We start from the raw sequence: 23655 nt of genomic DNA on the forward strand, positions 1-23655 counted from the left end.
CTGGGCTTAATAAACATCCCGCTGATAACGTTTCTCCTGCTGCATTTGGAGTAAATATTCAGCAGCTGCTTCCTTGCTGAAGCCGCCTTCCTGCTCAAGTATCGCAGCAAGAGTGCTATGCACGTCATGGGCCATTTTCTTCTCGTCCCCGCAAACGTAGACACAGGCACCTTCCTGAAGCCACTCATAAAGCTCGCGGCTCTTCTCGAACATCCGGTGCTGAACATATACCTTTTGGTCCGTATCTCTGGAAAATGCGACATCCATGCGGGACAGTACGCCGTCTTTAAGCCAACGCTGCCACTCGGTTTGATACAGAAAATCCGTTGAAAAATGCTGGTCCCCGTAGAAGAGCCATGTCTTGCCTTCCGCTCCGCTTTCTTCCCGGTCACCCAGAAAAGCCCTGAACGGCGCAACGCCGGTGCCTGGACCAATCATGATGATTGGCGTGTCCGGGTTAACGGGAAGCCTGAAGTTTGGATTATGCTGTATGTACACTGGCAAGGAATCTCCAGATTGCAATCTCTCTGCAAGCTGTACCGAACAGACGCCGTAGCGGTCCCGTCCATGTGCATCGTAACGAACGGATCGAACCGTTACATGAACCTCATCCGGATAAGCCTTCGAGCTGCTTGCAATGGAATACAACCGAGCAGGAAGTTTCCGAAGAATCCCGGCAAAAGCTTGAGCGGTTATGCCCTGCAGTTGATAATCCAGTACGAGATCCAGCAGGTCTCTCTCTTCGATGTAACCCTTTAGTTCCTGCTCATGTCCGGAAGCAAGAAGTTCCTTGAGCTGTTGATTATCGGATAATTCTGCAACCTGAGCAATGAGCGGCTTGGTCAGCACCGAAATTTCATAATGCCTTAAGAGGGCTTCACGTAGAGCAAGCTGATCCCCATGCTTGCTAATCGTAATAGACTCCTGCGGATTCCAACCCATGGTCTGGATTAGATCGTCCACCAAGTCCGGATGGTTCTCGGGATAGATTCCCAAGCTGTCTCCTGGTTCATATTGCAGGCCGGAGCCATCCAAAGATATCTCTACATGCCGGGTCTCACGGTCGGAGCCCCGTCCATTCAAATTCAAGTTCTCCAGTATTTCCGCATGAAATGGATGGGTTCGCGAATATTCGGATTCCGTTTCAGACGCAATGCCTGTCACTGGAGAACCCGGAGTACCGGATATCCCAGAAGCATCCGCAGCGCTTAACGCCTTCAACACTTCATTCATCCATTCGTCTGCCGGTTCATCAAAATCCACGTCGCAATCAACGCGATCCGCAATTCTTTTACCGCCAAGCTCTTCCAGTCGTTTATCGAAATCCTTGCCCGTCTGGCAGAAGAATTCATATGAAGTATCGCCAAGAGCAAGAATGGAGAAAGACATGCCATCCAACTGCGGTGCGCGTTTTCCATGCAAAAATTCATAGAAGGAGATTGCATTGTCCGGCGGTTCGCCTTCGCCGTGCGTGCTCACGACAATCAGGAGATTCTGGACTTTTTTCAGGTTGTTAGGCTTGAAATCGCTCATGGAGGACACAGTTACCTGTGCTCCTTGTGCGGTCAGCTTTTTGGATATCTTCTGTGCTAATCCGCTGCAATTCCCTGTCTGTGAACCGAACAGAATCGTCACTTCGCGGGCTGCCGCAGTTTCAGGTACCGCCGCAGTCTGCAAGTTCGCCTGTACAGGGATAGCCGCAGCCGATCCGTGCAGCGCTGCCAAATATCCGCTTAACCAGCTCGCCTGTGATCCGGTAAGTGTCGGCAGCAGACGATTCAGTAAATCTGCTTGCTCTTGATTAAAAGGACTGTTTGTTACTTGAAGCTCCAACCCCATCCACCTCACGTCGTCATGCTTTTTTAATTATAATTCCGACTAAAACTATCCACTTAATATTATACTTTCTTGAATCTATCACAGCATCCGTATGAGGTCAACGAAGAATTTTCAGCTTTTTACCAAAAATTCAGGTCCATGGAATATAAAAAAACCGCGCTAGTGCACGGTTCAAACATCGTTTTGACGCATTAAAGTATTATTCCTGTGATGCATTCATGTTCATATAAAAAACTTCCCACAGATGATCATCCGGATCCTGAAAGCTCCAGGTATACATAAAACCGTGATCTTGAGGATCGTTGGAAACCTTGCCCCCAGCTTCAAGTGCCTTATGAACGATTTGGTCTACTTGTTCCCTGCTCTCTACCGCCAAGGCGGTGATGACCTCCGTCGTTGCGGCAGCGTTCGAGATATCTTTTTTCGTGAAGGATCTGAAGAAATCATGGACAAGCAGCATGGCGTAAATCTGGTCACCGATGATAAGGCAAGCTGCGTTCTCATCCGTAAATTGATCGTTGAATTCAAAACCGAGAGCTGTGAAAAAAGCAATGGATCTCTTCAAATCCTTAACTGGCAGATTGACAAAAATTTGCTTGGCTTTCGTCGTCATGATCACGTCACCCCTATTCATGTTTTCATTGTAATTAAAGCATGGCTTTCTTCCTAATTATAGAGTCCGCAGGAGCATTTTTAATTAGACCGGATTTCTCTGATATGCACAGCCTGTAGGCTATGCCGTGTCTGACCTAACCGAAATAAGAAAAAGATGTTGAAGCAATTGCATGAAGTAACCCACAAAAAAAGGCAGCCAAAACATAAGTTTTAGCTGCCTTTCCCACTATCTCTGACTTGATCTACCGAATGACCGAGCAGGCAATCCGCGCACCGGAATTACCGGATGGATCCGTAACGTAATCATCGGCCTTTTCGTGAATCATGAGAGAAGTGCCGCCATCCTTCAGCAGGGAATTCGCTGTACCTTTTTGCAAAGTAACGGTTTTGCTCTCCAGGTCAGCGTTCACGGTTCCGTCTGCCTTAACATGAATGTTCAGAAGATCCCCTGCGTGATACCCCTTCGGATTCTTGAACCCATGCTGTTTGCCCTGCGGGTTAAAATGGGCTCCGGCCGTCGTAAAGTCTGGCGGATCGCATTTACCTGTTTCATGAAAGTGAATGCCATGCTCTCCCGGAGGCAGATTTTTGGCTTCAATATGGATTTGCACCACATCTTTTTTTTGCGTCAAGACTGCCGTGCCCACTTCAACCCCCTTGGAGTCGATAATGGTTGTTTTTAATTGCGTTTCCTCTGACTTTGCCCATACGGACGGACTCATCGGAGCTGCACCGAATACGAGTGTGCTGAGTACGCTCAGGCAGATGGCTTGTTTTTTCATTATGCTGATTCTTCCTCCTGTAGATGTTTTCGGTTCCTTTTCTCATGCTTGCCTTTTTACCGGAAAAAGATAACCTCATCACAGGTAAAATATTGAATAAAGCCTTCGCATTACAAATCGATGCTTTTTTCTGCGGAAGACTTCTCGTTCGGAATGATCCGGAACAGGAGTATATACAACCCGACACTCAGCAAGGTACATAAAAAAATGAATCCAAACACCCCGACCGGAGCGACCCACGAAGACAGGAACACCGCGACTGGGGCTATAAAGCGGCCTAACGAATATTGCAGATTGGAAGCTCCCATATACTGTCCCCGGGCATGCGCAGGCGCATATTTGCTGACAAAGCTTTCCGTAACCGGCGAGCGGGATAGTTCTCCGATTGTCATAATCGTCACGAAGATCAAGAGCAACCATACGTTGGTCGTAAAACTCATCAGAAACATGCCAAGACCGAACAAAACGGATGAAAAAATAAATACGTTCCGGTCGCTCCAATGCTCGAACAGCTTCGTTACCGGCATCACGCAGAGGACAAACAGCAGGCCATTAAGCCCGATCATCCATCCAAAAACCCCAGTATTGCTAAGCGTAAAGGACCAACCTTTAAACGCAAGCAGCGGCTGGGCAGGTACGTATTCTTTGACATACGTGGCAAGGTACATGTCCAGCTGCATAAAAGCAATCGTCACCAGGACCCCGGCCAGAATGTATATGGCAAATGCCTTGTCCTTAAATATGACTCCGTAGTTGCGGATTTGCTCCTTCAGGAGCCCGGACAATTTCTCTTGCTTCCGTGGACGGTTTGCCTGAACCGGAAGAGTCTCGCGGATTTTCCACCAGATCGTGATGAAATAAAGCAGCGTTACCAGTGTGCACGTCCACAGCAATTCCGTACGGTAGTGGATGAAAAACACCGCCCCAAGCGCAGGTCCGAAAACCGCACCGATATTCCGGCCTGTAACAAATGTCGCGAAAACCATTCTGCGGTCTTTTTCGGACGTAATGTCTGCAACCATGGCTGAACTGGCAGGCGTGAAAATAGATCCTCCCAGCCCAATGCCGATATAAGCCACGTAATCAAGCCAATGGTTGGTGGAACAAGCAAATACAGCGAACATCGCAGATTGCACGCAAGAGCCCAAGAGCATGGAAGGCCGTCTGCCGAATCGGTCTGACAGGAACCCTCCAAACAAATTCGCGAAGATGCCGACCAGCGGTGGTACAGTCATGAGCAAACTGGCAACGGACTTGCCGAAGGCTCCGCTGAAATAAAGGGTAATAAATGGGAAGTACATCCAAAAAAGCATGTTAAACAGCGTATCACCAATAAGCCTGATTTTGAGATTAAGATCCCATTTCAACCAGTACATTAAACAAAGTCCTCCTGCTTGGATTTGCAAAGATCGATTTCCGTATGAATAGTGAGATGTTGGGAAAAAAGGAAGGAGTTCTAATATACCACAAAATCAAAAAACCACAAGCGAAAAGCCAAAACAGACCGGGTTCAACGGACTTGAACCTAGTCTATTTTGACTCATGGACGACTGTATGATCGAACCTGATCCGATCTTTATGAAATTGAAGGAATCATCCTCACGTCCAGATGATCGTTGTGATCGCTTCTTAGTCGTCGTGAACTTCATCACAGTCAGAAATCAATCTGCCTAGTATAATTCATTCTATGGGAATCCCAAACGCCTCTACCCAGCAAAAACAGTCTGCCCCTGGCAGCCAGGAGGCAGACTGTTGCATGAACAGCCGGAATCAACCGATATCCGGAATTTGAATTTCGACTTCCTTCTTCGTTTGAGACGAACGTAAAATGCCGTCCAGAATCGCCTGATTACGGAGGATCTGTTCTCCCGGAATCGGCGCAGGTCCCCCTTCGCGGAGCGCCCGGACAAAGGCCTTGATTTTCTCCTCAAAGACGCTGAGTTTATGATCGATCAACGGAATGATACTCTCCGTGTGATGGCCTTGGATATCATGGAAAAGGGATATGGCACCGACATTGCCATCCCAGACGCCTCCCCAAGGGCCTGAACTACCCGGAAGTACCTTCATGCCTGCATCCGTTCCCAGGAACATGGTCGCCCCCAGCGTATCCATATGCATGGCCCAGGACGTCTTGAAATTCAGCACTAAATCGCCCTCAAAACGGATGATCGCGATGCCAAAGTCCTCCACATCAAACCGATCTGCTTCCGGGTGATATTTAGGATTCGTGCCGAAATGACTTGAAGTGTAGGCCGAAACGGTCAACGGTTTGGGATAACCCAATGTATTCAAAGCCAGATCAAGCGAGTAGCAACCGATATCGGCCATCGCACCCGCACCGGCGATATCCTTGCGAATAAATGTGCCTCCCGGCATTCCCCGGCGTCTTCCCCCGCCTGTTTCTACATAATAGACTTTCCCGAGCTGCCCTCTCTGCACGAGATCCTTGATCAGTCCCATGTTCGGATCATAACGAGGCTGGAATCCTATGTTGAGGATTTTGCCGGTCTGCTTGGAGATTTGCACCATGTCAACTGCCTGCTCCAGCGTGACGGACATCGGTTTTTCGACCATGACGTTTTTTCCGGCAAGCAAGGAGTCGATCGTGGTATGATGATGCGCTACATTAGGCGTGCAGATGCTTACCCCGTCCAGCTCCATTTCAAGCAGCTTCTGATGGTCGTCAAAGCCCTTCGCCTGAAGCAAATCCCAGCGCTCAATAAATTGATCGGCCCGGCCCGGTAAAATATCGGCTACGCCGACAATTTCAACATCCTCGATATTTTTGTATGCGCGGGCATGCTCGCCTGCAATGCCTCCGCTTCCGATTATACCTATCCGTATCGTCTTTCCCACGTATATGCCATCCTCCTATATGCTTGTGTTCAAATTCCTGTATTCGGTGGGTGTCATGCCAATCCTTTTCCGGAACACCGTATGTAGATAGCTGCCGCTCGAGAAACCTTCCAGCCTGGCAATGGTATCCATGGGTTCCTTGGTTTCCACCAATCTGCGGCACACCGCTTGCAGGCGGATATCCTCCAGAATTGCACTGAATGAATGTCCGCCCCCCATCTCCTTAATAATTCTCTGCAGCTGGCGCGTGCTGATATGAAGCTTATCCGCAACATCATCAAGGATAACCTCCCCGGACGAATTCGCCTGCATGTATTCCAGAGCGAGCTGATAACGGTAGGCTTTCATGTCTCTTGCGGGCAGCATCGCCTCCATCGGCTCAGATTCATATGCTCTTACGGCACGAAGCAAAATCTGTATGACGCAGTGCTTGATCGTGGTATACAAACCTGCATATTTCATCTGCGAAGCCTGATAGGCTTCCAGGAAAAAGGGCATCGCCCGGTGCGTATCCATCACGGGTCTGAGCGGCAGCCGTGTTAACTTCTCCATACAGTCATGAGCTTCGGCCATCTCCCAAGGATCTGCTCCGTGACGTGCATATTTCCCGTTATTCTTCTCTTTGTCCGCCAGATTTACGATATCGACATGAAGGCAGAGCTCATCCATGGCTTCCGCCGCGTCAGCTTCCTGATAATGCATGACGCCGGGACCTGTCAGATATAACATGCCTTCACGCAGCGCAAACGGCTCATCCTCTAATATGACCTTGCCTTTGCCGCGCGGTATAAAATGAAATTCATACTCGGCATGCTTGTGAAAGGTCACCATTTTGCCCGAGGGGAACGTTACGAAGTGAAATCGTAATACCCGAATCTCGTACGTTCCCCAGTACACCTTCAAATCCAGACGTTCCAAAGCGTCTTGACGCTCCACCATGATGTCATACGGAAAGTTGTTTATCATGCAGCACATTCCTTGATTCCATATTTGGGGGATTCGGCACTGCTAACCCTGCAGCTCGGAAAGGCGCACATTCCGGTGTTCGCGGGCCGACTGATTCGCCGCTTCCATCAGCTTGGTCAGTTCAACCGCAAAGGCCACATTCTCATCTGCAGTCGTATCGTTCTGGATATGTCCGATCCATTGATGGAACGCGCTTTCGCGTGCTCCCGGAACAGGCACTTCCACCCATTCATTTTTATACTCTTCCTTACGCGTGGTACGGATCAACAGCTTCTCATTCGGCGTTCCATATAAAAGCGTACCGTCGGTTCCGTGAACCTCGATGGTAAACGGTGAGAAATTGTTTACGAAACCTGCTTCAACAATACCCACGGCTCCAGTTTTCGTGGACAAAGTGGCAACTGCATTATCCTCTACTTCCTTACCTGTAACATAGCCGAATTGCGCGCTGACATCGATAGGCTCTTGGTTCAGGAACAGCCGCGTCAAATACATCGGGTGGCAACCAAGGTCAATGAGCGCCCCTCCAAGGCAATCTTCCAAGCTGTAGAAATGCTCCGGCAGCCAGCCTGCCGTTGCCCCGTTATGGGACAAACGAACACGTACCAGCGTTACTTGCCCAAGAAGCTCCTGTTCAAGAATCTCACGGATGGCAAGCGTGTAGCCATCATTTAAACGGGGCAGGGAGACCGTCAATTTCACATGATTTTCTTGGACCGCATTCAAGATATCGTTAACTTCATGCAGCGTAGAAGCCAACACTTTCTCCGTAAAAATATGCTTGCCGGCTGCTGCAGCTTTAAGCATGACTTCACGGTGCATACGCGTAGGAGCATCTACGATTACTGCATCGATATCGTCCTGTGCCAGCATCTCGTCCAGCGAGTCGTAGAACTTGACGCCTTGTTTTTCAGCCGCTTCTTGCCCGCGTTCCGGATTTTCATCCCATACCGCTACAATCTCTGCCTCAGGATGCTCCTGAGCTTGTTTTGTATAATCCCATGCATGTACATGCCAATAACTAATTTTTCCGATTCTAATCATTTCCAGCCACCTCAATCTATTTAATATTAGGACATCATGCCCTTAATCTATCATAGGAAACCCCGATCATAACAGTATAACATTGCGACAAATGTATCTAAATTTACGACATATAAGAAAAAGCTCACTCTCTCTTTCAGAAAAGGGTGAGCCTTCATTCTTTAACCATTCAATTCTATTCGAAATAGACGGTTTTTCCCGTCCGTGCCGATTCGTAGATCGCTTCCAGCACTTCCGTGACAACCAGTGCCTGCTCAGGCTTTACCATCGGCTCCGTATCATTCAGAATGCTATCGATCCAAAGTCTGCACTCTCTGGCAGCCTGACTTTCCGATTTCCCGTCAAAATAAGCCACTCCGCCGGTATTCAGCTCAGGTTGTTTGGTGTACAAGTGTCCAAGTTCTTCGCCATTGACCCGGAGTCCGTCCCGCATATCCGCGCCAGCTTCCGTTCCGCACAGCGTCGCTTTGGCTTCGCCTACATCCAGGGTGTTCAGCGCCCAACTGGATTCCAGCGTCACGGTTGCACCATTTTCCATTGTGATAAATCCGAATGCGGAATCTTCAACCTTGAACTGCTCCGGATCCCAAGGACCGAATGCGTTCGCAGCATCTTTTTTATTGCCGAGCTTGTGATATACGTTACCCACAACGCTCTTCACCTTATAGTTATCCATCAGCCACAGCGTCAAATCCAGGGCATGCGTACCGATATCGATGAGCGGGCCACCGCCCTGTTCTTCCTCGTTCAGGAATACGCCCCATGTCGGAACCGCGCGTCTGCGAATCGCATGCGCCTTCGCGAAATAGATATCGCCCAAGTCTCCGCGTTCGCATATTTTCTTCAGCAGCAACGAATCCGGACGATAACGGTTATCGTAACCGATCGTCAGTTTCTTGCCTGTACGCTTGGCCGCTTCCAGCATCGCTCTAGCTTCCTCGGAGGTCTTGGCCATCGGTTTTTCGCACATGACATGCTTGCCTGCTTCCAGCGCCGCAATGGTAATGAAGGAATGGGATTTATTGGGCGTGCATACATGAATCAGATCGATGCTCTCATCCTTCAGCAGCTCTTGATAATCCGTGTAGATGGCGATATCTTCCCTGTCGATTTTCTGTGCCGACTGAATTGCGCGTTCTTCGATAATGTCGCAGAATGCCACCAATTCAACGTTTTTTTGCGCATTCAGATTCGGGATATGCTTGCCGTTTGCAATTCCCCCGCAGCCGATAATGCCCACACGAAGTGTTTTTTGTTGTTCAGCCATTCATTGTCATCTCCTTGATTACATTAGTTTATAATATTTGTCGAAGGTACGTGAGACTGGCTTCAATGCTCTCCAGCTGGGGAATTTCGAATTCCTCCTGCTCCACCGTGAACCATTCGACACCGTAACGCTTGCCAGCCGCAGTGATCGCCTTGAAATCCATGATGCCCGAGCCGATCTCCGTGTTCCGCTTGTCCTGCTCGCTCTTCATGTCCTTGATGTGCAAGATGCGGCATCGCTCCTTCAGTGTCTCGATCCAATCAACGGAAGTGAAGCCCGCATGTTCAGCCCAGTATGTATCCAATTCCAGGAATAAATGATCCGGGTGCGTGTGGTTGGCCAGCCATTCCAGACCAGTCAAACCTTCAAACTTCTGAAACTCTACTCCGTGATTGTGATACCCCAATCGAAGCCCCTGCTCCTTGCAGCGCTCTCCGATCCGGTCCAGCCGTTCCGCGGTCCTCTTGTAGCTGTCAGCGCTTTCACGCATTTCTTCAGGAAGCCCGGGACAAATAATATAAGGACTGCCAATCGCAAGCGAATACTCAATCGTCTGATCAAGCTGAAGCATCAGGTCAGAAATGCCGATATGGCTTCCTGCTGCCCGCAAACCGTATGAATCGAGCGCATTCCGAAGTTCAGAGGCCGAAGTCCCGAAATAACCGGCGAACTCCACGCCATCGTATCCGATGTCGCCTACTTTTTTCAGTGTCCCTAAAAAATCCGTGCTGGTTAACTCTTTAATAGAATACAGCTGCAGTGCTATATTCTTCATATTTATGCCACCTCCCGTGTAACAAGTAAGGTAAGGATACCAAATTCGCAGGATTAGTTATACAATGAACCTATTCTAAAATATTAAATATTTGTCATGGTGAAAACGAGGTGCTGAATTGATGCTTGAGCCTTATTTCGAATCCAACCGGTCTGCAGCCGGATCGATCCATTTCCCTTATGAGAGCATGATCCATTCCAGCAAAAAGGCACGCTGCATCGTGGGTCCGCATTGGCATCTTTATATCGAAATGCTGTATTTACTATCCGGCAAGGCCAAGGTTTATCTGGGAGCCGAATGCCATACCCTAGGCAAGGGCGATTTGATCCTGATCCATTCGCATGAGACGCATTCCATTTATTCCGTGGATGACGAGGTCTCCTATATTGTCGTAAAGTTCGATCCCGAGATTCTATATTCCACGTCACGTACGTTTCTTGAATCCAAATATATACTTCCGTTTACGCTCGCGGATTCCAGAGGCCAGAGAGTCTTCACGGAGCCGGAAATTCAAGACACTCCCATCCCTTCTCTGATTCGGGAGATCTATGATGAGTTCAGCTCCAAAGGCTTCGGTTTCGAACTGGCTGTTCGAACGCTGATCTGCCGGGTATTCTTATGGTTTCTCCGTAAAACGCATCACCAGCAATGGGGCTGGGAAGTCTCCCATTCGCTGAATGACAGCGATTATCAGATGCTCCAAAAAGTATTTGAATACATTGACTACAACTACATGAACGATATCAATGCTCAAACGGCCGCCCGCTTATGCAATATGAGCTACAGTTATTTTTCAAGACGTTTCAAATCAATAATGGGTAAAACATTCACTAACTACTTGAGTTACATCCGGATCACGGAAGCGGAAAAACTGCTTCTGACAACGGATATGAGTATGACCCAAATTGCTCTTGAGGTTGGATTCTCAAGCTCCAGCTACTTCATCCAGCAATTCAGACAGTACAAGAACATATCTCCCCACCAGTTCCGCAAAAAAGGAAAAGCCTGATACGAATGTATCAGGCTTTTCTTCGCTATTTGTTCAGATGAAACGGAAACGTTGAAATGACCACGTTCTTCTGATTGAACAAATACGCACGCAGCACGAGACTAGTCTGGTTATGGAGAATATGCTGCCACCAATGCTTCGTAATGAACTGCGGGATCAGGACCGTGATGTGGTCCGTCGCAGACGTTTTCCATTCCACCGTATTGATGAATTTCATGAGTGGACGGAGAACACTGCGATAGCTGGACCGGAGCACGATCAGCCGCACGCCCGGATCCCACTCCTCCCATTTCTTTTCCATGCGTTCGATTTCTTCATCATTAAAACCGACATAGACCGCTACCACATTATCGGTTACCGATTTGGCGTATCCAATGGATTGTTTGACTACCTGCGTAATACCGGCAATCGGGACAACAATGGTATTGCCCTTGATGATCGGTTTATCCCGAATCACGTCAATTCGCAGCTGTTCTGCGGTGTTATGGTAATGACGCTGGGTCTGGTAGAAAATATAGATCACAATCGGGAGGAATATAAATACCATCCAGATATGCGTAAATTTCGTGAAGACAAAGATCAGCGCTATCGTCAAGGTGGTCAGCATTCCAATGGTATTAATGATAAATTTGACTCTCCAACCGGGAGGCTTCAGCTTTACCCACCGGACCATCATTCCGAGCTGAGACAGCGTAAACGGTATAAATACCCCAAGGGCGTACATCGGGATCAGGTTCTCCGTATTGCCTTGGAACAAAATCACAAGCAGCGCCGACAAAACGCCTAGATTGATAATCCCGTTTGAAAAACCGAGCCGGTCGCCTCGAACCATAAACATCCGTGGCATAAATTTGTCTTTGGCGAGCATGAACGCCAGCAGGGGAAACGCCGAGTAGGCTGTATTGGCGGCCAAGAACAAAATAAGTGCCGTGATGCCCTGGATGATGTAATAAATGGTGCCCCTGCCGAACGTGGCATTGGCGATTTGGGAAACAACCGTTTCTTTCGGGTTCGGAGCAATACCGTACCAATAGGCCAGCAGGCTGATCCCGATAAACATCGCTCCAAGGATGGTGCCCATCATGATTAATGTCGTGGCCGCATTTCGCTCCGAAGGCTGCTTAAAGTTCGGTATGGCGTTGGATACGGCTTCAACCCCGGTTAGGGCCGAACAGCCTGAGCTGAAAGCCTTGAGAAGCAGAAACAAGCTGACGTTGGATACCGTTGTTCCAAGCGCCGGCGCTGCTGCATGAACCCCTCCGGTTGCAAATTTGATGATGCCCGAAAGAATCAGGACGAATATCGCTATAACGAACAAATATACCGGTATCGCTAGCACTGAAGCCGATTCGGTAACGCCTCGGAGATTCATGACGGTGAGAAAAACGATCATGATGAGTGCAATCAGAACCCGGTGATCATGGAGTGATGGAATAGCCGAAGTGATGGCATCCGTCCCTGCCGAAGAGCTTACCGCAACCGTCAGAATGTAATCGACAAGCAGCGAGCCTCCGGCCAGAAGGCCCACCGGTTCACCTAAATTTGTTTTGGCGACAATATACGCTCCTCCGCCTGTAGGGTACGCGAATATCGTCTGGCGGTAAGATAAAATTAAAATCAATAACAAGCCCAGTACCGCGATGGAGATCGGAATGGAATACCAGACTGCCGCAAATCCGGCGGCCATCAGCACGATCAGGATTTGCTCCGTACCATATGCCACAGACGAAAGTGCATCGGAAGAAAGCACGGCAAGAGCTTTCAGCTTCGTTAACTTTTCACCCTCGATTTCTGCGCTTTTCATGGGACGGCCGATCAGGAGACGTTTGAACTTGTTCATCATGCCAAAGTTCCTCTCTTCGTAAAATCGTCCTTTTACATCACCCAAACCCTACATTCCGTTTTAAGTTTCCTTATTTTATGTTTTTTAAACACAAGATCTTTGAATGGAATCCATGGCATCAACCATTTGCTGATATTCGGCGGTTTTTAATGGATCGTTCGGATCATGGTTCCCCATTTCTCCAATATTTCCACACAAAAAAAAGACGCTGCTCGCAGGAGCAGCATCTTAAAGCTTAACAAATGTATTATATTTTTACCCGTTTGATAAACAGAGCCGTGACGAAACCAATGAGAGCTACAATCATGCCGAATATAAAAGCACCCTGCACCCCGGCAGTCAATGCATCCAACATATTGGGATTAGCTGTATTGTTCATGTACCGCGTCTGTCCTGCTGTCATGATGCTGACCGCAAGCGCCGTACCAATCGCTCCGGCGACCTGCTGCAATGTGTTCATAATCGCCGTTCCATCCGGATAATACTGCTTCGGCAGCTGATTCAAACCGTTGGTTTGTGCAGGCATCATGATCATGGAAATTCCGATCATCAGAAAGGTGTGCAGCACGATGACCAGGAATATCACCGAAGTCGGTGTAATCTCCGAGAAGAACCACAGCATCGCTGCAGCGATCAGGAAGCCTGGAAACACCAGCCAGCGTGGCCCGTATTTATCAAATAGACGGCCCATGATCGGCGACATGATCCCGTTGATGATCCCGCCCGGAAGCATGATCAGACCCGCATAAAATGCACTTTTGCCAAATCCCATTTGCAGGAACATCGGCAGCACCAGCATGGACGAGAGAATAATCATCATGCTGATGAACACCATCAGCGTACCGAGCGTGAACATAGGATATTTAAATGCCCGCAAATTGATCATCGGCTGCTTCATCCGCAATTGACGCAGAGCGAACAGAAGAAGTGCGATCACGCCTACTGCGAGAGAGACGATCACCTTGACGCTGCTCCAACCCCCGCTTCCTTCACCCGCACTGCTGAAGCCAAATACAATGCCGCCAAAGCCTAAGGATGACAGGATAATCGAGAATATATCAATTTTGGGTTTCGTAATGGTTGAGACATTTTGCATAAATAAAATACCGCAAATCAGCGACAAGACCAGGAAAGGCAGTGACAGCCAGAAGATCCAGTGCCAGCTTAGATGCTCAATCAAAAGTCCGGCAATCGTTGGCCCAATGGCTGGAGCGAACATGATCACCAGGCCAATGATCCCCATGGCGGCTCCCCTTTTTTCGGGAGGGAAGATCACCAGAATGGTATTGAACATCAAGGGAAGCATAATACCTGTACCGATGGCTTGAACCACGCGTGCCAGAAGCAGCATCTCAAAATTCGGTGCCAGAGCGGCAATCAATGTACCCAGAATGGAAAAACAAAGCGCGGTTACGAAAAGCTGCCTCGTCGTAAACCACTGCAAGATAAGACCCGATACCGGTACGAGAATACCCAGTGTCAGCAGATAACCCGTCGTTAGCCATTGTACCGTGGCAGGTTCAATATGAAGTACCGTCATTAAATCGCTAAGCGCTACGTTTAACGCCGTTTCGCTGAACATACCGATAAATCCGCTGATTAGCAGCGCGATCATGATAGGTATGACTTTAAATTTCTTTTGTTCATTGTTTTGTTCTATCTTATGATGTATGGTTGCTTCCAAAATCTCATCCTCCAAATGTCTGTCTAAGTTTGTCTTCGCCCAAGCACCTGGTTCAGCAATAAACCGGCATACTTGGACATCAGTAGGATATGGCTCGTATCTTTGTAGGTTTGAGCCGATATCAGCGACCCTTCCAGCATGGAAAGAAGAACTTCGGCGGTTTCATTCGCCAGCCTGTCCTCCAGTCCCTCTTGCAAAAGTCTGTTCGAAATGATATTGTGCCAGTCGGTCAGTACGGTCTGGCAAGCTTCTCTCAATGAATTGCTGATGGCAGAGGTTTCGACCGCCATCCAGAAGCTGAATGGAATAAATCCTTCAAAATTTGACTTCTCCGCTTCCTCCGCCATGTTCTCTATGAATCTATGAACGGCTTGAACCGGATCGGGAATCTTCTGAAATACATCATTCCATTTATCCGCCACCATTAATTTGGTCTGGTGTATGCATTCGAGCGCCAGCTCTTCCTTGCCATCAGGAAAATAATAATAGAGAGAGCCCTTGGGACAGCAGCTTTCTTTGATAATCTGGTTCAACCCCGTTCCATGATAGCCCTGTTTGAAGAACAGATTGGACGCTGTATCCACAATGGATTCACGTGAATTGGGCTTGCCTGCCATGAACGTTCACCTCCTAATTATAGTGATCGGTCTACATATTATAACGGATTGTAATGCCTAATTGTCAACCAATTTATGTTAACAGAACATATGTTGTATGACGCAAATCATAGCGAACTCGCTCAAGAACAAAAAAAGGTCCATGCTTTCGCATAGACTTTTAAACATAACCTCATTTCATTAACACTTGTATGATCGTCCTTAGTCCCTTCAACATGGTATCATTCGAAAGCGATGGAAGACTTGGCTTGAAGACTGCCATCTCTTCCGATGCCGGAAAATGGACAAAACCACCCGCTATGGGCAGCTGATGGACACGAATGTAATCCAGAAGCGCATACATCGTATTATTGCATATGAAAGTTCCGGCCGAGTAGGATAAGGAAGCTGGGATGCCCTGCAGTTTCATCTCCTCAACCATCTCGCGGACGGGCAAAAGGCTAAATAATCCATCAGGTCCCTCAGCGTTGACCGGCTCGTTATAAGGCCGATTTCCTGCATTGTCCGAGATGGTCGACTCTTGTGGAACTTCCTTCAAGTTAACGGCTATCTGTTCCGGAGTAATGGATGTCCTTCCGGAAGCCAGCCCACAGCATATGACGGCTTGCGGTTGAAGCGCTTCGACGGCCTTTATCAGCTTGTCCGAGCATTCATCGAAGACGACCGGAAGCAGCAGCGTATGGATTTCCGCTCCTTCAAGCGGTGTTTTTCCGATGTCCTCGATCAGTCTCTGCGTCGGGTTGACCGTATCTCCTCCAAAAGGTTCAAATGCTGTAATCAGTATTTTCAAATGGAATTCCCCCTTCAATGCTATTAGAACGCTTGTATATTCACATGTTCCCGTCCAAGTACGTTTCTCAGCACTCGGGCAAACGACAGAGCATGCTCACCATCCCCATGGATGCACACCGTATCTGCCTCAATGCCGATCTTGCTTCCGTTAACCGCAGTCACCGTGCGATCTTTCACCATTTGCACCACCTGCTCTGCCGCCCGCTCCGGATTCTTGATCAGAGCACCCGGCATACTTCTAGGCGTCAGTGTTCCATCTTCCTGATAAGTCCTATCGGCAAAAACCTCCGAGGCGGTTCGAAGACCCTTTTCTATGCCCGAACGAATCATCTCGCTGCCTGCGAGCCCAAATAAGACGAGCGAGGAATCGAACCCGTAAACCGCATCGGCAATAGCGTCTGCCAGCGGCTTATTCGTAGCCGCCATGTTGTAAAGGGCCCCATGGGCTTTGACATGCCTCAATATTCCCCCCTCCTGCTTGACAAAGGCATTCAACGCTCCGATCTGATAGGTCACCATGTCAAATACCTCTTCCGGAGACACTTCCATGCGGCGTCTGCCAAATCCGGCCAGATCAGGCAGTCCGGGATGTGCCCCGATCGCAACACCTTTGCTAATGGCCAAGCGTACAGTCTTCCTCATGACCGCAGGATCTCCGGCGTGAAAACCGCAAGCGATATTGGCTGAAGTAATTTCATTCATCATTGCTTTATCGGTGCCTAGGCTATAATGACCAAAACTTTCGCCCATATCACAATTCAGGTCGATCCGCAGCATTGAATTCCTCCTTTATTCTATAATCAATCATGCGCTTTAACAGCTTCATCTTGCGCTCCTGCTCCAGAAAGAGTCTTTCTGACTCGTACGGAGAGATTTCCTGAAAACGTATGCGGCTGCCCGGAGGCAGCTGGGCAACCCATGGAATATCGACCGACGCCACCTGCGCGATTTTCGGATAGCCACCTAGCGTTTGTCTGTCAGCCATCAGAATAATAGGCTGTCCGTCAGCAGGTACTTGAATGGTTCCTGCCGTTACACCTTCGGATATATACTCTTTCGGACTCTCAAGCGTTAGAGGCGGCCCCGACAATCGGTACCCCATCCGATCCGATTCCGCTTTAACCATATATTCATCATCAAAAAAACGCTCTATTGCTTCGTTACGAAAATCTTCATATTGGCGTCCCCGCGTTACGCGAAGCAACGTATCCGCTCTACCATAAGTAGAAGCTGGAGCTGCCGACCAAAGCACGGCTCGAAATGGTCTATCATCACTTCTTCTCTTTGGAAAGTCGTAAGGAGCCTTTTTGACGATAGGGATCGTGTCCCCCGTTTGCAGAGCTCTCCCGTTAAATCCGCCTATTCCGGCCCGCAAATAGGTGCTGCGGCTGCCCATGACTTCAGGAACATCTATTCCGCCCAAGATAGACAGATAAGAACGGCACCCTGACCGTGGATATTTAAAAACCAGCTCGCTACCTTCCAGGAAAAATATCGGCCGCCACATGGGAACGGATATGCCTTCGCACTCGGGAGCTAAATCCGCCCCGGTGATGGATACCCAAGCATCTTGAAGGAACCTTACCGCAAATCCGGACCATGTAATTTCCAACACCGCCTCATCGCCCTTGTTCCCAACGAGCCAATTGGCTAAACGATAAGCATACGTGTCCATGACGCCAGAGCAGCTGATACCAAATTTGCCGTATCCCTTTCTTCCCGTATCCTGAACGGTTGCGAGCAGTCCTTTTTTCATGACCTCAAGACTCATTTTCGTTCACCTGCCAATCGGTCATATTCATCAGAACTGATGGATTTGAAGCGAATCATCTGCCCGCTTTCCAGCAGCACAGGTGGATGATGCTCAGGCTGAAATATAGCAAGCGGGGTTCGCCCGATAATTTGCCAACCCCCCGGTGTTTGCAGTGGATAGATCCCCGTCTGGGTACCGGCAATGCCCACAGAACCCGCAGGGATGCTGAGTCTCGGAGTTTTCTTTCGCGGCGCGGCTATACTTTCCGGCACGCCGCCGAGATAAGGGAAACCGGGAGCAAACCCAAGCGCGTAGATTAAAAACTCCTGTCCGGTATGGATCTTAACGACATCCTGCTCGCTACGTCCGTTTATCTCAGCAACATACGCCAAGTCTGGTCCGTACTCGCCGCCGTAACACACCGGAATTTCGACAATTTTCCGTGCAGAAAACGATATGGATTCCATATCCTGAAGAAGCCCTGTCACGATAGAGCAAACATATTCGGAAGCCGTTCCGCTTCCAGGTGGCCGACCTAACTTTAAGAGATCATAATATACCGTTAACGTCGTAAAAGAAGGGATACATTCCACATATCCCGTGAAAGGATGCTGATCCAGATAAGATGCTGCAGCTTGGACCTTGGCATTGACGTCCTCCCCAATGCGTTCACCGAATTGTATCAGCAGAGCCGAATCGCCTAATGGTTTCATGATAAGCTGCTTCATGGCAGATCCTCGCTTCATTGGTTATCTTCTATGTTCTATTTTAGATTCGTTTCGCGGTTGTTGGCAATCTTTTCACGCGTTTCTTCGAGATTCTAGCCCAACAGCAAAAAAAGACTGCCAACGGCAGCCTTCTGGGGGTCATTATTTTATTTCGCCAAATCGATAAACCCTTCACCGAATACATCTCTCACATCATGGATCGTTATAAACGCATCCTTGTCGACGGATTTGACGATTTTCTTCAACATCGGCACTTCCTGCTTGTTAATGACGACATACAGCACTTCTTTTGGTGATTTCGTGTAGTAGCCGTAGCCAGGAAACACCGTTACGCCGCGTTCCATCACATGATTGATTTCCTTGGCGATATGGTCGTATTCCCGGGAAATAATCGTAACCGCTTTGCGCGGATTCAGACCTTCTATAATAAATTCCATTACTTTCGTACCGATGAACAGCATAATGATGGTCAACATCAGACTTTGGGCTCCGATAATAAAGAACGATGAAAATGCCACGATCAGATCAAAGAAGAGCAGAGCATAGCTGATATTCCAGTCCCAATACTTATGGGCAATCCGTGCCAAAATGACGCTTCCCGCCGTAGTCCCGCCAGCACGGACGATTAACCCTATGCCGACACCGGCAAAAACGCCGCCGAATATTGCATTTAGCAGCAGCTCGTTTGAAGCGAGCTTCCACCCTTCCGTCAAGTGCAGGAACAAGGAATTAAACACAATAGCGATGACCGTGTAAAAAGTCGTCTGCTTGTCCAGGAATTTATAACCCACAAGCAGCAGAATTGCGTTAAGGACCAAATTTACCAGGCCTGGTGACCATTTAAAAAGATAATAAAGAATAATGGTAACGCCGGTTACCCCACCCTCCGCCAAATCATGCGGAATTACAAACAGGTTGATGTCCAGCGCGAAAATAAAAGAACCCACAATCAAAAAGAAAATATCAGTCATTGTTTTTCTGTTCATACGATGTCCTACCCCACGGTTGATCTCTCTAATTTTAATGACGCAACCCTCATATTTTATAGGGTTTATGTGAGGTTAGTCAACACCGAAAGACCCAGATATGACAAAAAAAATCCGCGTTAGCCGCGGATGAATAATATAAGGCCTGTTATGTTATTGGGTCGTTGTAATGGATACCGTATGGGAAGCGTCGTCCCATAACACGGTATAACCTGAAAGCTCCGAGAAGTTCCTCAGCGGCAGCATCAAGGAATTTTCGCGATACCTTGAAGCTGTAATCTTTATGGTCTTTCCGTTAACAACTGCCTGATCCGACAATGCTCTATGGACAATGGTTCGGTTTCCAATCTTCAAGGTAGCTATTTTCGATTGGTTGTTCCACAGCACCTCCCCACCCAACAATTCGACGCATGCTCGTAAAGGAATATAAATCCGGGAATCGTACAGGACGATATCGTTACGCAATGCCGCTTCCCTGTTGTCGATCAACAGCCTCCCCTCAAATTTCTGTTCGCCTACACGATAACCAGATTTTTGAGCGATCTCCTCAAATGAAAGCTTTGACGATGTAATAATGGCAGTGGTATGAAGCTGAACGTTGGTGAAAAGCCAATGAATATCATCGTTATACATGCGGATACATCCGGCGCTGACATACTTGCCAATGGAATTTTTGTTGCTGTTTCCATGGATCGCGTATGTCGTTCCATTCGTTCCGTTCACATCCAGCCCGATCCAGCGGTCGCCGAGCGGATTTCTTGGGTCGCCTCCCGGAATTTTTTCTTTGTAATACGGACGGTTTTTAATTTTATTAACGATTTCGAAACTGCCTTCCGGCGTGAGTGATGGCGTTTTGCCGGTGGCTACGGGAAATTCCCTGACTAGGGAACCATTTTGGAAAAAAGCCAATTTATTCGTTTTTTTGTTGACGATAACGAGATCGCTGCCCGCACTTTGTGAGTCCGCATGCACATGCGCGGGGATGATCCAGCCCAATAGCATAATGAGAAGCATTGCTGCGAATGGGCGATGACGAGTACGCAGAGTGTGAGTACCTCCTTTCTTGTAACGTTACTAGCCATTATATGGGGGCACCCCGCTGTCCTATCACTCCATGATGTGCATGGATGTGAATTTGTTTTGCGAAAGGGAAAATATTGAAAGTGAATTGTAACTTTCATGAAAAACTCGCATTTTTTCTTGAGTTTATTCAGAGAGAGTAATAAAATATAAACTTGTTCATTGTTTAAGGAGGAAAAAGAATGTCACCCATCGGCTCGAATACCAACCATCCTCCGACTAAAAAAGCGGTATGGTTGGCAATGCTGTTCATACTGATTGCGATTATCGGCCTGCTGTACGTAAAATGGTGGCCATATTACCACAAGGCTTTTACAGCCGCATCCAAGCACTCGATCGGTTCCTCGATACTGGGCATGGAGCAGGATGGTCCATCCTGGCATTCCGCCCTTCAATATGCCATTGCCTATTTTAAATCTGTATGGAAAGCTGCCATTCTTGGTATTTTGCTAGGCTCGCTTGTACAGGTCCTGCTCCCGGTGAATTGGCTGTATCAAAAGCTCGGCAAAGCAGGATTCAAAAGCACGCTGATCGGCGGCATATCCTCTTTGCCCGGCATGATGTGCACCTGCTGCGCAGCCCCCATCGCAAGCGGGCTTCGCAAGCGCAATGTTTCCATCGGCGCGGCACTCGCCTTTTGGCTTGGCAATCCACTGCTCAATCCGGCTACGTTAATCTTTATGGCGTTCGTGCTCTCATGGAAATTCACGCTGATGCGGATTGTTTTTGGAATTGTTCTTACGCTAGGCGTGAGTTATTTTGCCAATCGCTTTGCAGGTACAACTGAAGTTCCCGAACCCTTGGCCGTAATTCCTGAAGAATCCGCAGCTGAAGAGTCCTTCTGGTCCCGTTGGTTAAAAAGCCTCGGCATGATGATCGTCAGCGTCGTACCTGCGTATCTGATTGCGGTTCTCTTATTAGGGGCATTCCAGTCCACCCTGTTTCCAGTGTGGGTAAGCGGCGGCATTGCAGCCATTATCGCATTTGCCATTGTGGGCACTCTGTTCGTGATTCCAACTGCTGCTGAAATTCCGATTATCCAGTCTTTTTTGACACTTGGTATCGGGGCTGGACCGGCTGCGGCACTGCTGATTACCCTTCCGGCAGTGAGCCTGCCATCCGTGCTCATCGTCGGCAGGTCTTTCCCCAAAAAAGTGCTGGTGTTCGTTGTTGGAGCTGTCGCTCTCGCGGGATGTATTAGCGGTATGATCGGGGCTTGGATTTTGTAGATCTGCTACCTTGATGGAGTACGCAATAATTAATTAGTAACTCAAAGACCGATTTTTCCTGATTCAGAGGAGAATTCGGTCTTTTTTGGTTCAGCAAATGAATTTTGAAAACTCTATGTAAAATGAAAGCGTATTTATGTACAAATCAGAAAATATGTCATTTTATTTTCATAAAATACCACCTATAACGTTTTCGATTGATTGCTATTTTTGGATTAATTTACTATTATTTATTATAAATTACACCTCATGTTATTTAATACAGTTAATTTCGCTCTGGATTACGTAATATGCAGGGGTAAACCTCCCTCTTGCACGAGAGGATCAGGAACAGTCGGTAAATCTGTCTGCCGGCTTAAGTGCCGGATTATGCTGTTTGGAGAGCAGTCTAATTCGTGAGAATACTAGATAAAAATAGAAAAAAAGGAGTGAGCCCATGCAATACTTTTTTTACATGTCGACCGTCATTTTTCTTGGATTTCAACTTCTTTACACGGTAATCCCCTTATTTTTCAGTAAAGTGAAGAAGCTTGATCCCGAACTTCCTGAAAAATCGATCTCGGTGTTAGTCCCTGCTTATAACGAGGAACTGACCATCAAGAATTGCATTGATGCAACGGAAGGCTTAAATTACCGTAATTATGAAGTTATTATTATTAATGATGGTTCCAAGGATCAGACTTTTCAAACTTTAGATGAGTTACTTGATTTAGAAGTCAGTGATCGAGAGGCAGATTATAAGCTAAGTTATGCACCTATTAAAGGAATCTATCAATCTCGAAAGTACAAGCATATCTTCGTCATCGATAAATTCAATGGCGGAAAAGCCGACTCTCTGAACGCAGGAATCGATTGCGCAAATTCTGACATCGTGATTACGCTGGATGCGGATAGCATGTTAGAAGTTAATTCCCTAGCATATGTGAATCAATATTTCTACGATGATGACGTCATCGCTCTGGGAGGTACCGTGAAGATCGTTCAGGGTGCTGAGAAGAAGAACGGCATCATCCAAGAAAGGTTCAAGGGTAAAGGGATTATCAAGAGCCAAGTCATCAGTTACGTTCACGGCTTCTACGTTCGAAAACTAACACAATCCGCATTTAATTCCATTGTTGTCATCTCGGGTGCATTCGGTGCATTCTACAAAAATATATTGGTCGATGTCAATGGGTTTAGAAGCACCGTTGGCGAAGATATTGATATCACCCTCAAAATTCATGAATTCATCAAAGCCAATAACCTGAAGAAAAAACTGGTATACGCACCTGAAGCCGTCTGCTATACGGAATGCCCTGAGAATCTAACCAACTATTATAAACAACGGATACGTTGGCAAAAGGCTTTTATCGATTGCATCCTCATCTATTGGTCTAAATTATCGAAAAAATTCAGTTTTGGCGTAAGTATCTTTTTCGCAATAGATGGTTTTGTGCTAGGAACTCTATCCGCATTTACAACGATCATTTTTCTAATACAAGCTATTTTCACGGGAACCAATCTATTACATGCCCTGATCCTAATGTTAGCCGTTGTGATCTTTAATATGCTGCAAGTTGGTATTGCCCTGTACTTATGCAAGAAATACGGCAGTAATTATTCATTCATCGATTATGTTAAAATGTTTGTCTTTAGCCAAGTTGAATTACTAACCTATCGCAATCTGCACTTTTATTTGAATATCGTAGGCACGTTTAAGTACTTTGATAATGATGAGGGCTGGGGATTTGTTGAGCGAAAAGGCGTATCTAGCATCAGTTAAAACCAAGAAAAACAATATGAAAACT

General features: G+C 47.6%; 21 protein-coding genes. 3 read left to right on the plus strand and 18 right to left on the minus strand.

Annotated features, from left to right (window positions below; translation table 11 throughout):
• Nucleotides 1–6: 6 nt before the first annotated feature.
• The 9 genes from GRF59_RS05085 to GRF59_RS05125 form a co-directional block, all read right to left on the minus strand.
• A complete protein-coding gene (locus GRF59_RS05085; protein ID WP_160496550.1) occupies nucleotides 7–1833 on the minus strand; it encodes an assimilatory sulfite reductase (NADPH) flavoprotein subunit in 1827 nt (608 codons plus the stop codon).
• Nucleotides 1834–2038: 205 nt separating this feature from the next.
• Nucleotides 2039–2452, minus strand: coding sequence for a VOC family protein (locus GRF59_RS05090; RefSeq protein WP_160496551.1), 414 nt, complete (start codon nucleotides 2450–2452; stop codon nucleotides 2039–2041).
• Between the two features lie 244 nt (nucleotides 2453–2696).
• A complete protein-coding gene (locus GRF59_RS05095; protein ID WP_160496552.1) occupies nucleotides 2697–3236 on the minus strand; it encodes a superoxide dismutase family protein in 540 nt (179 codons plus the stop codon).
• A gap of 110 nt (nucleotides 3237–3346) precedes the next feature.
• Nucleotides 3347–4612: an MDR family MFS transporter gene (locus tag GRF59_RS05100; RefSeq protein WP_160496553.1), complete on the minus strand. Its 1266-nt coding sequence runs from the start codon at nucleotides 4610–4612 to the stop codon at nucleotides 3347–3349.
• 394 nt (nucleotides 4613–5006) lie between these two features.
• The gene (locus tag GRF59_RS05105; RefSeq protein ID WP_160496554.1) at nucleotides 5007–6095 is read right to left on the minus strand and encodes a Gfo/Idh/MocA family oxidoreductase; all 1089 of its coding nucleotides are present in this window, start codon (nucleotides 6093–6095) and stop codon (nucleotides 5007–5009) included.
• A gap of 15 nt (nucleotides 6096–6110) precedes the next feature.
• Nucleotides 6111–7061: an AraC family transcriptional regulator gene (locus GRF59_RS05110; RefSeq protein WP_160496555.1), complete on the minus strand. Its 951-nt coding sequence runs from the start codon at nucleotides 7059–7061 to the stop codon at nucleotides 6111–6113.
• 42 nt (nucleotides 7062–7103) lie between these two features.
• Nucleotides 7104–8105, minus strand: coding sequence for a Gfo/Idh/MocA family protein (locus GRF59_RS05115; protein WP_160496556.1), 1002 nt, complete (start codon nucleotides 8103–8105; stop codon nucleotides 7104–7106).
• Nucleotides 8106–8280: 175 nt separating this feature from the next.
• Nucleotides 8281–9372, minus strand: coding sequence for a Gfo/Idh/MocA family protein (locus GRF59_RS05120; RefSeq protein ID WP_160496557.1), 1092 nt, complete (start codon nucleotides 9370–9372; stop codon nucleotides 8281–8283).
• Between the two features lie 28 nt (nucleotides 9373–9400).
• Nucleotides 9401–10147 carry a sugar phosphate isomerase/epimerase family protein gene (locus tag GRF59_RS05125; protein ID WP_160496558.1) on the minus strand — a complete coding sequence of 249 codons (747 nt, stop codon included), beginning with the start codon at nucleotides 10145–10147 and terminating at the stop codon, nucleotides 9401–9403.
• 121 nt (nucleotides 10148–10268) lie between these two features.
• Between GRF59_RS05125 and GRF59_RS05130 the strand changes: the two genes are divergently transcribed.
• The gene (locus GRF59_RS05130; RefSeq protein WP_160496559.1) at nucleotides 10269–11156 is read left to right on the plus strand and encodes a helix-turn-helix transcriptional regulator; all 888 of its coding nucleotides are present in this window, start codon (nucleotides 10269–10271) and stop codon (nucleotides 11154–11156) included.
• Nucleotides 11157–11181: 25 nt separating this feature from the next.
• Here the strand turns inward: GRF59_RS05130 and GRF59_RS05135 are convergent, their stop codons facing one another.
• The 9 genes from GRF59_RS05135 to GRF59_RS05175 all read right to left on the minus strand — a co-directional run bounded on the left by GRF59_RS05135 (nucleotide 11182) and on the right by GRF59_RS05175 (nucleotide 20561).
• Nucleotides 11182–12999: an APC family permease gene (locus GRF59_RS05135; protein WP_160496560.1), complete on the minus strand. Its 1818-nt coding sequence runs from the start codon at nucleotides 12997–12999 to the stop codon at nucleotides 11182–11184.
• Between the two features lie 247 nt (nucleotides 13000–13246).
• Entirely contained in the window at nucleotides 13247–14614 is a 1368-nt protein-coding gene (locus GRF59_RS05140) for a DHA2 family efflux MFS transporter permease subunit (protein WP_160498126.1), read from the minus strand.
• Nucleotides 14615–14706: 92 nt separating this feature from the next.
• Complete coding sequence (locus GRF59_RS05145; protein WP_160496561.1) at nucleotides 14707–15300, minus strand: TetR/AcrR family transcriptional regulator; 594 nt, start codon at nucleotides 15298–15300, stop codon at nucleotides 14707–14709.
• Between the two features lie 172 nt (nucleotides 15301–15472).
• The gene (locus tag GRF59_RS05150) at nucleotides 15473–16090 is read right to left on the minus strand and encodes a pyroglutamyl-peptidase I (protein ID WP_160496562.1); all 618 of its coding nucleotides are present in this window, start codon (nucleotides 16088–16090) and stop codon (nucleotides 15473–15475) included.
• Nucleotides 16091–16113: 23 nt separating this feature from the next.
• Nucleotides 16114–16869: a LamB/YcsF family protein gene (locus tag GRF59_RS05155; RefSeq protein ID WP_160496563.1), complete on the minus strand. Its 756-nt coding sequence runs from the start codon at nucleotides 16867–16869 to the stop codon at nucleotides 16114–16116.
• The gene (locus tag GRF59_RS05160) at nucleotides 16844–17848 is read right to left on the minus strand and encodes a 5-oxoprolinase subunit C family protein (protein ID WP_237391631.1); all 1005 of its coding nucleotides are present in this window, start codon (nucleotides 17846–17848) and stop codon (nucleotides 16844–16846) included. The genes GRF59_RS05155 and GRF59_RS05160 overlap by 26 nt, the downstream gene beginning before the upstream one ends.
• An 11-nt stretch (nucleotides 17849–17859) precedes the next feature.
• Complete coding sequence (gene pxpB, locus GRF59_RS05165; protein ID WP_160496565.1) at nucleotides 17860–18591, minus strand: 5-oxoprolinase subunit PxpB; 732 nt, start codon at nucleotides 18589–18591, stop codon at nucleotides 17860–17862.
• A gap of 128 nt (nucleotides 18592–18719) precedes the next feature.
• Nucleotides 18720–19559, minus strand: a complete 840-nt coding sequence (locus tag GRF59_RS05170; RefSeq protein WP_160496566.1) for a YitT family protein — start codon at nucleotides 19557–19559, stop codon at nucleotides 18720–18722.
• 153 nt (nucleotides 19560–19712) lie between these two features.
• Nucleotides 19713–20561: a L,D-transpeptidase family protein gene (locus GRF59_RS05175; RefSeq protein WP_237391632.1), complete on the minus strand. Its 849-nt coding sequence runs from the start codon at nucleotides 20559–20561 to the stop codon at nucleotides 19713–19715.
• A 260-nt stretch (nucleotides 20562–20821) separates the two neighbouring features.
• On the opposite strand from GRF59_RS05175, the gene GRF59_RS05180 reads away from it, so the two are divergent.
• Entirely contained in the window at nucleotides 20822–21868 is a 1047-nt protein-coding gene (locus GRF59_RS05180) for a permease (protein ID WP_160496568.1), read from the plus strand.
• Nucleotides 21869–22304: 436 nt separating this feature from the next.
• Nucleotides 22305–23630 carry a glycosyltransferase family 2 protein gene (locus GRF59_RS05185; RefSeq protein ID WP_160496569.1) on the plus strand — a complete coding sequence of 442 codons (1326 nt, stop codon included), beginning with the start codon at nucleotides 22305–22307 and terminating at the stop codon, nucleotides 23628–23630.
• The last annotated feature ends 25 nt before the right edge of the window (nucleotides 23631–23655 follow it).

This window comes from Paenibacillus dendrobii (assembly GCF_009807035.1).
Taxonomy (GTDB): domain Bacteria; phylum Bacillota; class Bacilli; order Paenibacillales; family Paenibacillaceae; genus Paenibacillus_AQ; species Paenibacillus_AQ dendrobii.